We start from the raw sequence: 13305 nt of genomic DNA on the forward strand, positions 1-13305 counted from the left end.
CGGTCGGGTGAGAGGGTGCGTCATGTTCAGCGAGGAACAGTTCCAGCAGGCGCTGCGGCAGCCGCGGTTGTCCAAGCCGGTGCCGAAGTTCCTGAATTCCAATCGCGCGGTGCCGATTCGGGCGATTCCGGAGGCGGAGCTGCAGGCCGCCACATTGCAGTGGTTCGATGAGTTCGAACGCAAGCTGGAGCTGTACGGCAAGCTCGGGGTGGACCTGAGCTGGGTGATGGAGTGGGCCAAGAAGTACTGGTGGAGCTTCCTGGTTCGGGACATGAGCCTGAACGACGAGTTGTACACCGCCGACATCAAATACACCGATGTGACCACGTTCGGGCGCACGATCGTCGGGATCGACGAGTTCGTGAAGTACAACTTCGCGTTCTTCGACGCGATCCCGGACTGGCGGTACGACCCGCTACCCGGTCAGGTGTACCTGGACGTCACGCCGGAAGGCCTGGTGCGCACCGTGATTCGCTATATCGGCAGTGGTCATTGGACCGGTCCGCTGCGGTTGCACCCGTACGACGAGACCGCGCCGGTGATCTACGGCAACGGGCGTTTCATCCAGTGCCCTGCCGTGGACCGCTACCACTTCAACGCCGACGGGCTGATGGAGGAGGGCGAGACCCTCTACGACTTCCTGGACGCGACCCAGCGGGGCGGTGTGCTGCCGCGGGATGACAGCTGGCAGTTCCGTGCCTTGATGGCCGCATCGAAGGTGCCCGCGTTGTTGTCCCGGTTCGGGACAAGGGCGTAGTGGGTGGTCGAGACGGGGGAGGCGCGAGTCCGTTGATCGGGTTCGGTGTGTTCGCGCTCGTCGCGGCTCTGGTTACCGCCACGATATGGAATACGCTCGCGCGCACCGTATCCGGAGGTGTGAACACCTACTCGGCGACCTTCAGCGATGTGCTGGGGCTGCGGGACGGGGACGACGTGCGGATAGCGGGCGTGCGAGTCGGGAAGGTCACCGGGATCGGGCTGGATTCACATCATCGCGCGGTGGTGCGGTTCGTGGTGCAACGCGGGCAGACGATCTTCGGTGACACGAAAGCGCTTGTCCGGTACCAGAATCTGATCGGGCAGCGCTATATCGCGTTGCAGCCCGGAACGAAGGGCAACCCGGCCCCGCTCGGCGACGGCGGTTCACTGCCGATCGAGCAGACCGAGCCGTCGTTCGACATCTCCGGTCTGCTCAACGGCTTCGAGCCGCTGTTCCAGACGTTGAACACTCAGCAGGTCAATGATCTGTCCAACACGCTGGTTCAGGCGTTGCAGGGTGACGGGGTGTCGTTGAGTACCTTCATCGTGCAAGCGACCGGGCTGGCCGGGGACTGGCGGCGTCGTGACACGATCCTGTCGGACGTGATCACTCAATTGTCCGGGGTGATGCAGAGTTTGGCCGCGCGGGGTGCGGAGTTCGAGACCTTGATCGCGCAGACCCGTGCGTTGGTCGGCGGTCTCTACCAGCAGGGGCAGGTGCTCACGGTCAGCGCCGCCGGCATCGCGACCGCGACGTCCTCGCTGACCGACATGTTCACTCGCGCGGAGCCGAAAGTCGTTGCGGCACAGAATGCTACGACCGGTGCATTGAACATGCTGCTGGGCGTCGGGCCTGAACTGGACCGTGCCGCGGTCGATCTGCCGAACATCTTCACGGATGTCGGCCATTTCACCAGCAGCGGTGCATACGGTGATGGTTACGTGTGCAGTCTGGACGTCTCCCTGTACGGAGTCCTGCTGCCTCGTGGCCTGCTGTCACAGGTCGGCGGCAACTCCCACTCCGCGGTTTGCCGCTGAACTTCGGCGAACCGAGATTGCGGACGGCCGGTCAGAGTGGAAACCGGGTGCCGGTCAGTTCCTCGGACAGATCCCACAGCGCGGCAGCGGTTTTCGTGTCTTGTGCGGCCTTGCTGCGCCCCGCGGGCCGAGAAGGTCCGCGGATGCTGAATCGTGGCCCGATGAACGTATCGCCCGGCAGATCCTGCGATGCCGCGTACAGGGTCTGCCGGGCGCCGAACTCCGCCGGCGTCGCGAACAGGCGGTTGGCGAGGGCGGAGCCGCGATCGCCCACCGGATTGCCGGTCCGGCCCTGCAGGTTGGTGGCCGAGTAGCCGGGATGTGCGGCGACCGCGATGAGCGACGAGTTCGCCTGCGCCAGGCGTCGCTGCAATTCGCTGGTGAACAGCAGATTGGCGAGTTTGGATTGGCCGTAGGCGCGCCAGGGCGAGTAGCGCCGCGACGTCCAGTTCAGATCCGCGAGGTCGATCCGGCCCAGCCGGTGCAGGTCCGAGGACACCGTCACCACCCGGCCGGTGAGCTTGGGGAGCAGGAGATTGGTCAGGGCGAAATGCCCCAGATGATTGACTCCGATCTGGCTCTCGAAGCCGTCGGCGGTCTGCGCGAACGGCACGGCCATGATGCCGGCGTTGTTGATCAGTACGTCCACCTGTTCGATGCCGTCGGCGAACGCCCGCACCGACGACAGTGCCGCCAGATCGAGTTGGCGAACCTCCACCGCGCCGGTCATCCGGTCGGCGGCGGCCGTCCCCTTGCCTGTATCACGAACCGCCACAATCACTTTTGCTCCGACACGCGCGAGTTCTCGTGCGGTCACCTCGCCCAGGCCGCTGTTGGCTCCGGTGACGATGACGGTGCGTCCTTCGAAGGAGGGTAGATCTCGAGCATTCCATTCGGACATGACTCTCGCCTTTCGAGTGCTGTTGGAGCCGGGTATCCGGGTCGGGTCGGTGAGATCAACGGTATGGAAGCCTATGCCGTGGTGCTCGGTGCCCATTCGCGCACCAGTGATCGCCGACGAAGAGTTCGCCGAGAAGCTGGATCTGCGCCGGCGCGGCGATCGGCGTGTCCGGTGTCGGTCCGGAGGTCGGTGATCAGGTAACCGAGGAGGTTGAGCTCGAACTCGCCGGTGGCTCCGATGGTTCACCCGGGAGGAGCTCCAATACCTGGCTGGTGGTGCGGATGGCGTGCGCGTATGTAGGGCCGTTGAGTTCGTGGGCGGCGTGCATCAGCTCGGGGGTGAAGGCGGCGGTGCCGTCGCGGACCAGCGTCACGTGATAGCCGAGTTCCATCGCGTAGCGCGCGGTCGACTCGATGCACGTGTTGGCCAGCAGCCCGACGATGATCACGTGGGTGATGCCGTGCTGGCGCAGCTGCTGATCCAGATCGGTGTTGGCGAATCCGCTCTGGGCCCAATGCTCCTTGGCGACGATGTCGCCGGATCGCGGTGCGAAATCGGGGTGCCATTCGCCACCCCATTCGCCGCGGGCGAAGGAATGCCGGTCCATGATGGCGCGCTGTGTCGGATTGGGGTATGCCCAATCCTCGTAGTCGCCCGGTTCCCAGCGGCGATGGGGTGCGATGAACACGCGAATTCCGTTGGCGCGCACCGCGGTAGTGATCGCACGCAGGTTGTCCAGCAGGCCGTTGTCTTCGGCGACGGCCTTGACTCGCGGCCAGATCCTGCCGCCCTCGGAGAGGAAATCGTTGTAGGGGTCGACGAACAACAGCGCGGTACTGGCGGTGGTGTAGCCCGAATGGATGATTTCGTGCTCGGCCATGACGATTCCTTTCAGATCAGCGTGACGGTGGTGTCGAATGCGCAGACGGTTACGCGAGCGGGTGGCCGGATGCGGCGAGTAGCTCGCGGGACAGGGTCCACAGGCGGGCGGCTTTGTCGAGGTCGAGGGCGTGCTGCGCGACTCCTCGGCGGGTGCCGGGGGTGAACGGCGCTGCGGGCTGGTTGTCCTCGAAGTAGGTGCCGGTGACGCCTTCCACCAACGGCGATGCCGCGAGTAGTGCCGAGGTGGATGCGCCCTGCTCGATGGTCTTCTCGGTCACGCCGGTGGCGCCGGACGGGTCGAAGGACTGTGGGGGAGTGTCCATGTGGCGGCTCAGGCCGGTGGACCAGATACGGCCCGGATTGAGCGCGTTGACGGCGACTTCGGGCCAGCGCTTGGCCGCTTCGACCGCGAACAGCACGTTGGCCGTCTTCGACTGGCTGTAGGCCGCCCACGGATCGTAGGGGGTGCGTTCGAAATGGGGATCGTCGAACAGCACTTCGCCGTTCACGTGGCCGACCGAACTCACCACGACGATCCGTGCGCCGGGCGCGAAGACGCCCTGGTCGTGCAGCCCGTGCGCGAGCTGGAAGTGACCCAGGTGGTTGGTCGCGAATTGCAGTTCCCACCCTTGGCTGTTCCTGACCTCGGGTGTCGCCATCACACCGGCATTGGCCACCAGAATATCCAGCGGCCCATGCCAATTCGCGAGGATGGCGGCCACCGAGGCCGGTTCACTCAGGTCCAGCGGCTGCACCGACGGACGCCGCGCGGCGCCGTCGGCGGCGATGCGGGTCGCCTCCTCCTGTCCTGCGTCGGTATTGCGGACGGCGAGCGTCACCGCCGCACCGGCACGAGCCAGGACGCGGGCGGTCTCGGCGCCGATGCCCGACGACGCGCCGGTGACGATCGCGCTCTTGCCGGTGAGGTCGACGCCGGCGAGTACCTCGGCGGCGGTGCTCTCCGGTCCGAACGGGATCTTGCTGGTCATATCGTGCTCCTCGGAGGCTTCAGGTGCGGCTGTGATGGTGCCGACGAGTTGCGTCGGCGCCGGAGTGTCGCTTCTGTTCAACCTGTCGGGGCGGGTGACCAATCCCGTCCACGATGACCACTTTCCTCAGTGCTGATAGCAATTGCCCACAGTCGCGCGGTCACCGCAATTGGATCATGCCTCCGTCGGCCATCACCGTCTGCCCGGTGATGTATCGGGCCTCCTCGGACGCCAGGAATGCGACGACCGGGGCGATATCGGTTTCCGGGTTCCCGATCCGGCGCAGTGGCACCTTCGCCACGGCTTGGGCGGCTTGATCGGGATGCTGTGCCTGCCAAGCACTTACGCCTTCGGTCGCGGCGAACGGGCACACCACGTTCACCCGGATACCGTCGGGGGCCCACTCGTTCGCCGCGACTCGGCTCACGCCGCGAATGGCCTCCTTGGCCGCCGCGTAGGAGGTCTGCCGGGGCATCCCTTCGAGGCCGGATCCGGAGGCGAAGTTGACGACCGATCCCTTCGACGCCCGCAACTGCTCGTAGCAGGCCTGCATGAGGTGAACGGTCGGATAGAAGCCGGTGTTGAACGAGAGATCGAACATCTCGCCGGTGGTCTCGACGAATACGGCCTGACGTGACGCGTGCGCGTTGTTGACCAGGACGTCGATCGAGCCGAACGCGGAGAGCGCGGCATCGCGGATCGCGGCTGCCGAGGTCTGCTCGGAGATGTCGATGCGCAGGAACCGCGCGTGCGATCCGAGTTCCTGCTCGAGCGATTCACCGCGTTCCCGGTCGATGTCGACGAACAGGACATCGGCTCCCTGCTGGACGAACACGGTGGTGATCGCGCGGCCGATGCCACCGGCTCCGCCCGTGACGATCGCTGTCTTGCCCTGCAGTTTCATGACACTCCCGTGGTCGACGGCGTCGGCTGACCGGCTCATGCTCACCACCGAACAGTGGGTTCCGGGGTTGCCGTCCCGATGATCGGGACCACGATGTGGCCCGGGGCGGCCGGTGTCGTCCCGGGGCAGGTCCCGGCGAGTGGGACCGACGACCTGCGATCGCGCCGGAGGGCTAGGGTCCCTGCCGTGTGTCAGGTCCGCGAGGCGAGTGGCCGGATCTGTATGGGCCGCACAGTGGCCCGAGTTCGGCGAAGTCCACTGGGATAGGTGCGGATATGGGAAAGCTCGACGGCAAGGTGGCCATCATCACCGGTGCGGGTCAGGGCGTCGGTCAGGGCGTGGCTCTGGCGTTGGCGAAGGAAGGTGCGGCGATCGCGGTGACCGGCCGTACCGAGTCCAAACTGCACGACACCTGCGCGATGCTGACCGAAGTGGGGGCGCGCAGCGAGCCGATCGGCTGCGACGTCAGCAGGCGCGAGGATCTCGCGGCCGCCGTCGATCGCGTGGTGGCGACGTTCGGCGGGATCGATATCGTCGTCAACAATGCGAACGACTGTAGGCCCGGCCCCCTGCTGACGCTCCTCGACGAGGAATACCAGCGGTCCATCGACGCCGGGCCGATGGCGACGCTGCGCATGATGCAGCTGTGCTATCCGCATCTGAAGGCGCGAGGTGGCGGCGTGATCGTCAACATGGTGTCCTCGGCCGCGGTGCGCTGGGACGCGAGCAATTACGGCGCCTACAGCTCGATCAAGGAGGCGATGCGTTCGCTCACGCGGGCGGCCGCGTGTGAATGGGGCCGCGACGGGATCCGTGCCCTCGCGGTGGCGCCGCATGCCGGCACGCCTGCCCTGGAACGCTGGGCGCAGCGCAATCCGCAGGAGGCGGCAGAGTTCGTCGCCGGTATTCCGCTCGGCCGGGTGGGGGATCCCGAAACGGATATCGGCCGGGCCGTCGCATTTCTGGCCAGTGACGATGCCGGGTATCTCAGCGGTGCGACGATTCCTCTCGACGGCGGACAGTCGCGCTGGGGATGAAGGCAGGAGACTCGATGATTCAGCACCCGAAAGCCACTCGTACGGTGGACAATTCGCCCGACGGCACGGTATTGACCTCGGCGCCTCGGGACGCGCCCGTCGATCGTGCGACCGCCGCGGCGCGGCGGGTGGTCGACGCCTTGCTGCGCACCGACCGCGCGAATGCGAACCTCGATCGGGTGGCCGAGGAGCTCGAGAGCATCGCGGACCATCTCGATCAGCATGCTCCGGAGGTTGCCGAACGGCTGGTCGACATGTGGCACGGTGAGGGGGTCACCCGTCACGACCCGGTCACCGGTCCGGAAAACGCGATCGCACTGCCGCTCGTCCTGGCGGGTCGCGCGGACGGATCGGTCGAAGGTGTTGTCACCGTGACCATCCCGTATCAGGGACCGCCGGGCCATGTGCACGGCGGAGTGTCCGCGCTGTTGCTCGATCACACTCTGGGTGTCGCCAACGCGTGGGCCGGACGCACCGGCGCCACAGCGCAATTGAACGTGCGATATCACCGTCCGACGCCGTTGTTCGTGCCGCTCACCGTGACCGGCCGGTTGGTGTGGCAGGACGGTCGCAAGGTCGGCTCGGTCGGCGAGATCCGCACGGCCGACGGCACGCTGTGCGTCTCGGTGGAGGCGTTGTTCATCGACAAGACCGTTCCTCGACCGCGCTAGCGCCACAAGGCATCAGGCGATCGCGGGACCGAATATGGAGGTGCCCATGGGCAAGTTGGAGGGCCGGGCGGCGATCGTCACCGGCGCGGGGATGGGCGTCGGTCGCGGGATCGCGGGCGCACTGGCTCGCGAGGGCGCGGACGTGCTGGTCGCGGAGATCGACGAGACGGCGGGGGCGGACACCGCGCGGTGGTTGCGCGAAACCTGGGGTGTGCGTGCGAGGTTCGTGCCCACTGACGTGACGCGGCAGTCGCAGGTCGAGGCGATGGTGGACACCGCCGTGGCCGAGTACGGGCGGCTGGACATCCTGGTGAACAATGCCTGGCGCGGGCAGGGATACGCCCGGCTGGAGAAGACGTCGCCGGAGAACATGTCCGCCGGGTTCGAGATGGCGGTGCTGGCCGCGTTCTGGGCCATGCAGCGCGCCTACCCGGCACTGGTGGCGCACGGCACCGGACGGGTCGTCAACCTGGCCAGCCTCAACGGCGTCAACGCGCACATGTATTCGGTGTCCTACAACGCGGCCAAGGAGGCGCTGCGTGCGCTGACCCGCACGGCAGCCCGCGAGTGGGCGCCGAAACAGGTGTGCTGCAACGTGATCTGTCCCGGGGCGCAGAGCGCGGCCTACCAGCGGGTGGCCGAGGCCAACCCGCAGATGGCGGCGACGATGGCAGCGGCGAACCCGATGGGCCGCATCGGCGACCCGCTCGAGGACATCGGCCCGGTCGTCGCGTTCCTGGCCGGGGACGATGCGCGGTACGTCACGGGCAACACGCTGTTCGTCGACGGTGGTGCGCATATCAACGGCGTGCAATGGGCGCCGGAGGTGGACTGAACGCCGGGTTCGCCGGTGGTCCCCGCGGCACGTCGTCGAGATCAGTCGCGGGGCAGTCGGCGTTGCGCGTGCTCGCTCAGATCGCCGGTGTGGTCGACGCAGAACAATCGTTGCGTGAACCGCCACCGTCCGCCGAGCATCGCGAACTTGTCGAAGTAGCGGCCGGTGAGGATGGGCTGTAGCGGCAGCTCCCCGGCCGCCTGCAATACCGTGACGTAGGAGCATGCGGATGCCTCGATATTGTTGTCCGCCACCTGAATTCGCACGTTCGTGGTGACGTGTTCGGTTCGAGGCGAGGGCGGGTCGCCGTGCATCTTGACGAACGCCCGGTTCGCCCGGAGCACGGCATCCGCGTCTCGCACGGTCGTGGCGCCGACCGCGACGCCTGCCCCGTCGCACTGCCCGTAGATCGCGTCGGAGAACAGTTCCGATACCTCCTCGAGCGCGCCGCGGTCGATCAGGTGGGAGTAGGCGTAGATCAGATCTCGAATCGCTTCGGTGGCGGCGAGTCGCGCGACGGTGTGCGCGAGATCCGTCGGCCCGTCTGTCGAGCGGTCAGGGTCAGCGGTGGTCATTCGATGGTCGGCCTTTCTCGTGTGCGGTTGTCCGACAAGATCTCACGAAGTGACCGATGAGGCAGGAGGTTGCCGCTGATCGGGACCGACCGACGGACCCGTTGGTCGGATATTCGGACTTGCGGTAGTTGCGAAGCAAAGGGAGTCCACTCGCTTCTCGAGCCGCATCCGCACGGATGGACCGTGCGGATGCGGTGCTCGTGTTGCTAGGCGACGGCTACTGCTTCGCCCGAACCATCCACCGCGCTTGCGGATTCGGTGGCGGCGGACACGCGCAGCTGCCGAATCGTGCGCGGAATCGCGAGGGCGATGATCGCGCCCACCAATGCGGCCCCGGCTCCGATCAGGAAGCCGTAGCGAATTCCGGAATCGGTGTAGAAGACGTTGCCTCGCAACACTATTCCGATGTGAGAGTTCAGGACCGAGAACGCGACCACCGGTGTGATGGCGGCGACTCCACTCTGGAACACCGCGACCATGCTGGAAGTGGTGGCCTGGAGTTCGGGCGGCACGGACGCGATCACCAGGTTCGGGGCGGCGGCGGCCGTCATGCCCATGCCGAGGCCGAACAGCAGCGCGAACCCGATCAGCGGGGCCTTGCCGTCGTGCAGGTAGCCGGTCAGCCCGCAACTCGCCGCCAGCAGCAGCAGGCCCAGAATCATCATCGTCCGCGGTTGGACCTTCCTGATCGCCAGGCCGACGAGCAGGCCGCCGACCACGCCGGTCGCCCCGGCCGGAGCCGCGAAGATCGCGAATTCCTTTGCGCTCACGCCGAATCCGTAGTGCAGGCCCAGCGCGACCGGTGTCATCGTCATCACCGGCATCAGCGAGTTGTAGGTGGCCAGGGCGCCGTTGGCCAGGCCCGCGGTCACCGCGGTGAGCACGACCGGACGTCGCCCGAAGAACGACAGATCGATCAGCGGTTCGCGGATGATCCGGGAACTGGCCGCCCACGCGCACAGCAGCACGACGCCGCCGATCAGGTAGGCCACGGTGCGGGTCGCGCCCCAGCCCCACGTGGGCCCGAAGCTGACACCGACCAGAACCCCGGCCACACCCGCGCAGAGCAGCACCGCGCCGATCGGGTCGATTCGCGAACGCAGCCGGACTTGCGTCTCGGGCGTGGTCAGGAAGATCATCGGGCCCAGGACCGCCAGGGTGATCAGCGTGAACCAGAACACGGACCGAAAGCCCCAGTTGTCGATCAGCCAGCCGGTCACCCACGGCGCCGGGATCGTGATCAGGCCCATGCCGCCGGTGGTGATGCTGACCGACAGGGCCACCGTCCTCGGCGGGTAGACGTCACGAATCAGCGAGTACGACAGGAACATACAGGGCACCAGGAAGCCCTGGAGAGCACGTCCGGCGATGAGCGGGCCGTAACTCGGCGCCACCGCCGAGAGCAGCGATCCCGCGGCCGTCACCGCGATCGCGGTGAGCAGGAGTTTGCGTTTGCCGTATATGTCGGCGAGCTTGCCCAGCAGCGGTGCGGTGACCGCCCCGACGAGCAGGAACGCGGTCAACAGCCAGGCGCCCTGGGTGGTGTGGAAATGCCCGGCGATCAGCGGTAGCGACACCGAGATCATCTGATAGCTGAGCGAGAGCAGTTCGACGACCAGCACGATCCCGAACAGCGAGAGGATCAGGCGAGGCGTCCACGACGGCTCGGGTGTGTCCTCGGGGCCTACGGTCGGCGTGTCCTGTGTCGATGGATCCATGGCCGGTGTCCTTTCACGCGCACCCATCCGAATCTGGTGCCGCGACTTCGCCCACACGGGGCGGGGTGCTTGTCGTCGGGCATGACGTGCATCACACGATCAATGCGGTGCCGGGGCAATCGAAGTCCCGGTGTGCGGGAACGCGGCGGCGCGGTTGACCGGCGGTCGGCGTCCTCGTGATCGAGTGTGTGAGGCCGAGATTCTGGCGGGCGTGCTGGAACTGCTCGGCGAGGTCGGTCGTGCGCGGAATCGCGAGGACGATGATCGCGCCGACCAACGCGGTCCCTGCGCCGACCGCGAAGCCGTGGTGAATTCCGGCATCCGTGTAGAAAACGTTGCTTCGCAACACTATTCCGATGCGGGAGTTCTGGAAAGCGACTATTCGGTATCGGAGAATTAACGCTCACGTAGCCTGTTGATCTTGGTTCGTGGAATACTCTGCGGTATGCCAGCGATGTCCGCGTTTTCCGCGGTCGACCAGGAACAGCGTATCGTGATGGTGGAACTCGAAACCCTTCGCGAGCACAGCATTTCACTAGCCGTCAACCGCCGCGATGGTCAGAGCCCAGTCGCTCTCGAGATCCTGACACGCATCGTGAAAACGTTACGGCCGGGCACATGGATCAGCGCGGAACATCGCATCGACGCGATCACTGATGTCCTGGCCGGAGCCATCGAGCAGTTACCGGACGAAACGCTTCCCGGCGCCGCCGAGAACTCCCCGATGACCTGGCGCAGTGCGGCGCGGATCCTGTTCCAGGCGCCGCCGCTGCCGTTCGAGGTGTTCGTCGCGGTCAAGAAGACCGATGCTGGCGTATCTGCCCCGTTCTCTGCCAAAGCTGTCCGCTACGTCCAACACGTGGCAGGACTGCCCAGCGGCGAGCAGACGATCGGGGACCTCACCGGTTTGCTTCACCGCGAACTTGCGCGGATTCTGTTGCAGGAGGAGGAGAAGGCGATGACCATCTCACCCGGCGGGCCGGGATCCTCGGGGGCACTCTGACGCACGCCTGCCAGTGATCCATGGTTACCGAGTAGCGCTGTCCGGCTCGGAGTCGGTCAGCGCAGCAACATCATCGGCGTTGCTGTTGTGCAGCAGGGAGCCGGTCGTTTGGGCGTGTGCTGGGGATGTGGTCTCGGCGGGGCCGTGGCCCATGCCGAGTATTCGAAGTATCGGCGCGGTCGATGCGGTCGTGACCAGGGCCATGACCACCAGCAGTGAATACAGCTGGGGTCCGATCAGGCCGGTGGTCAGGCCGACGGACAGAATGACCAGTTCGGTCAGTCCGCGGGTGTTGAGCAGCGCCGCGACCGCCGCGGCTGGTCGCACATTCATACCGGTCAGGCGACCGGCGAGGTAGACGCTGCCGATTTTGCCGAGTACAGCGACAGCGATGATGACCGCGAGTTCGCCGATCGCGGTCGAGTCGATCGAGCTGAGGTCGACGGCCAGGCCCGCGACGACGAAGAATCCGGGCAGCAGCACCGCGCTGAGGACTCGCACGCCGGATTCCACCGCCTGGCGGCGTTCGCGGGGAAAGATGACACCGAAGGCGAACGCGCCGAAGATCAGGTGCAGTCCGATCCATTCGGTGATCGCGGCGACGGCCAGGGCGCCACCGACGCCGAGCACGATCATCGTCTGGGCGGTGCCGATCTGGGAGATCCGTCCCAGCGCCGGCCGCAGGACCCACCACAGCAGCCCGACGAGCGGGATCAACAGAATCAGCCGCCATTGCGTGCCTCCCGGGTGCGCCAGCGCCAGCACCACCGCCAGCACAGCCCAGGCCATGATGTCGACCAGCGCCGCGCAGGCCAGGCTGAGCTGGCCGATCTCGGTGTGTACCAGGTTGCGGTCGTGCAGGATTCGCGCAAGGACCGGGAAAGCGGTGACGGCCAGCGCGCAGCCGATGTAGAGGGCGAAGTGCAGCCGGTTGCCGGTCTGGTAGCGCGCCAGGGCGGTGACCGCGATGCCGCTGCCCAACGCGAAGGGCACAATGTAGGCGGCCGCCGATATCGCGGGGATCGACCGGCGGGCACCAGCAAATATGCCGCGGTCGAGTTCCAGGCCCGCGACGAACATGAACGTTGCCACGCCGATGTTGGCCAGCAGATTGAGTGAGGAGCGGGCGTCGTGCGGGAACAGCGCCGCTGAGAGGTGATGGCCGATGATGGTGGGGCCGGCCAGGATTCCGGCCGCGATCTCTCCGATCACCGGTGGCTGGCCGATCTTCTCGGCCAGCCATCCCAGAATGCGGGCCGCCACCATGATCAGGACCAGGTCCAGCAGGACCGTGACGGTGGGAATGTTCACTCTCGCGTCTCCTCGGATCCGAACGCATCGCGAAATTCGTTCGAGCGGATGGTCTTTCGGACTCCCTGGTCGGGTTCGTCCCGCAATTCGGGTTCCGGCAGCCACACCATGGCGTGTTCGGGCGGGACCACGGCCGGGTTGAATGCCTCCCGAATCCAGCACACCGGGCGATCCTCGAGTGACATCGCGTATGCCCTTGCGGCACAGGCACGCCCGTCCGGCCACGTCTTCGCGCCTGCCCACATGATCCGGCGGCGCTGGCTCAGCCCGCGGGCGATCAGTCCGCGGCCGATCGGAGTACCGAGATCGGCGATCCCGCTCGCTCGGGCCGGTTGCGCCACGGCCGCAACGTAGTTGATCGATACGGTCAGCTCGGCGGTGACGAGGTGTGAGCGCCGGATCAGGACTCGGTCGGCTGGACGCAACTGGAGCACGCCGACGATGAACGCGGGCAGCGCGGGGACCGCGACCTCGTCCTGATTCGTCACCCGCACAGTCACACGGCCTGCCACGAGGCGTTCGAGCGCCGTGGTTGTCAGGCCCTCACTCGCCAGCAAGGCGCGGGTCGTGGGGTGGTGGAAGCGCTCGATCTGTGCAGCCGCACTCGTCCGGAACCCCGGCCCGCCGGGCGTCGGTTCGCCCAGCGGGCCGGGGGCGGAACGGGTGACCGTCACGGCCGACT

At 66.6% G+C, this 13305-nt stretch carries 15 protein-coding genes; 6 read left to right on the forward strand and 9 right to left on the reverse strand.

What is annotated here, in order from left to right; translation table 11 throughout:
* The first annotated feature begins 22 nt into the window (after positions 1-22).
* Positions 23-757 carry a nuclear transport factor 2 family protein gene (locus tag K7711_RS12350; protein ID WP_222968717.1) on the forward strand — a complete coding sequence of 245 codons (735 nt, stop codon included), beginning with the start codon at positions 23-25 and terminating at the stop codon, positions 755-757.
* A gap of 32 nt (positions 758-789) precedes the next feature.
* Positions 790-1797: an MCE family protein gene (locus K7711_RS12355; protein WP_235747021.1), complete on the forward strand. Its 1008-nt coding sequence runs from the start codon at positions 790-792 to the stop codon at positions 1795-1797.
* Positions 1798-1828: 31 nt separating this feature from the next.
* Here K7711_RS12355 and K7711_RS12360 read toward each other — a convergent pair whose 3' ends face one another.
* The 4 genes from K7711_RS12360 to K7711_RS12375 all read right to left on the reverse strand — a co-directional run bounded on the left by K7711_RS12360 (position 1829) and on the right by K7711_RS12375 (position 5473).
* Entirely contained in the window at positions 1829-2698 is an 870-nt protein-coding gene (locus K7711_RS12360; RefSeq protein ID WP_222968722.1) for an oxidoreductase, read from the reverse strand.
* 193 nt (positions 2699-2891) lie between these two features.
* Complete coding sequence (locus tag K7711_RS12365) at positions 2892-3578, reverse strand: cysteine hydrolase family protein (RefSeq protein ID WP_222968724.1); 687 nt, start codon at positions 3576-3578, stop codon at positions 2892-2894.
* A gap of 49 nt (positions 3579-3627) precedes the next feature.
* Positions 3628-4569 carry an SDR family NAD(P)-dependent oxidoreductase gene (locus K7711_RS12370; RefSeq protein ID WP_222968727.1) on the reverse strand — a complete coding sequence of 314 codons (942 nt, stop codon included), beginning with the start codon at positions 4567-4569 and terminating at the stop codon, positions 3628-3630.
* Positions 4570-4729: 160 nt separating this feature from the next.
* Positions 4730-5473 (reverse strand): SDR family NAD(P)-dependent oxidoreductase, encoded by a 744-nt coding sequence (locus tag K7711_RS12375; protein ID WP_222969344.1) that lies wholly within the window; start codon positions 5471-5473, stop codon positions 4730-4732.
* 275 nt (positions 5474-5748) lie between these two features.
* Between K7711_RS12375 and K7711_RS12380 the strand changes: the two genes are divergently transcribed.
* Genes K7711_RS12380 through K7711_RS12390 form a run of 3 tightly spaced genes read left to right on the forward strand, consistent with a single transcriptional unit; the run spans position 5749 to position 8016 of the window.
* Positions 5749-6510: an SDR family NAD(P)-dependent oxidoreductase gene (locus tag K7711_RS12380; protein WP_222968729.1), complete on the forward strand. Its 762-nt coding sequence runs from the start codon at positions 5749-5751 to the stop codon at positions 6508-6510.
* A 14-nt stretch (positions 6511-6524) separates the two neighbouring features.
* The gene (locus K7711_RS12385) at positions 6525-7181 is read left to right on the forward strand and encodes a PaaI family thioesterase (protein ID WP_222968731.1); all 657 of its coding nucleotides are present in this window, start codon (positions 6525-6527) and stop codon (positions 7179-7181) included.
* Positions 7182-7227: 46 nt separating this feature from the next.
* A complete protein-coding gene (locus tag K7711_RS12390) occupies positions 7228-8016 on the forward strand; it encodes an SDR family NAD(P)-dependent oxidoreductase (RefSeq protein WP_222968733.1) in 789 nt (262 codons plus the stop codon).
* A 41-nt stretch (positions 8017-8057) separates the two neighbouring features.
* Here the strand turns inward: K7711_RS12390 and K7711_RS12395 are convergent, their stop codons facing one another.
* The 3 genes from K7711_RS12395 to K7711_RS12405 form a co-directional block, all read right to left on the reverse strand.
* Complete coding sequence (locus K7711_RS12395) at positions 8058-8591, reverse strand: nuclear transport factor 2 family protein (RefSeq protein ID WP_222968735.1); 534 nt, start codon at positions 8589-8591, stop codon at positions 8058-8060.
* A 206-nt stretch (positions 8592-8797) separates the two neighbouring features.
* The gene (locus K7711_RS12400) at positions 8798-10309 is read right to left on the reverse strand and encodes an MFS transporter (RefSeq protein ID WP_222968737.1); all 1512 of its coding nucleotides are present in this window, start codon (positions 10307-10309) and stop codon (positions 8798-8800) included.
* A 91-nt stretch (positions 10310-10400) separates the two neighbouring features.
* Positions 10401-10655, reverse strand: coding sequence for a hypothetical protein (locus tag K7711_RS12405; RefSeq protein ID WP_222968739.1), 255 nt, complete (start codon positions 10653-10655; stop codon positions 10401-10403).
* A 99-nt stretch (positions 10656-10754) separates the two neighbouring features.
* On the opposite strand from K7711_RS12405, the gene K7711_RS12410 reads away from it, so the two are divergent.
* On the forward strand, positions 10755-11312 hold the full coding sequence (locus K7711_RS12410; protein ID WP_222968741.1) for a hypothetical protein: 558 nt from the start codon (positions 10755-10757) through the stop codon (positions 11310-11312).
* 24 nt (positions 11313-11336) lie between these two features.
* Here the strand turns inward: K7711_RS12410 and K7711_RS12415 are convergent, their stop codons facing one another.
* Both K7711_RS12415 and K7711_RS12420 read right to left on the reverse strand, forming a co-directional pair.
* Entirely contained in the window at positions 11337-12623 is a 1287-nt protein-coding gene (locus K7711_RS12415; RefSeq protein WP_222968744.1) for a cation:proton antiporter, read from the reverse strand.
* On the reverse strand, positions 12620-13297 hold the full coding sequence (locus K7711_RS12420; protein WP_222968746.1) for a hypothetical protein: 678 nt from the start codon (positions 13295-13297) through the stop codon (positions 12620-12622). The genes K7711_RS12415 and K7711_RS12420 overlap by 4 nt, the downstream gene beginning before the upstream one ends.
* Positions 13298-13305 lie beyond the last annotated feature (8 nt).

Origin of the sequence: Nocardia coffeae (assembly GCF_019890715.1) — a bacterium.
Classification (GTDB): domain Bacteria; phylum Actinomycetota; class Actinomycetes; order Mycobacteriales; family Mycobacteriaceae; genus Nocardia; species Nocardia jiangxiensis.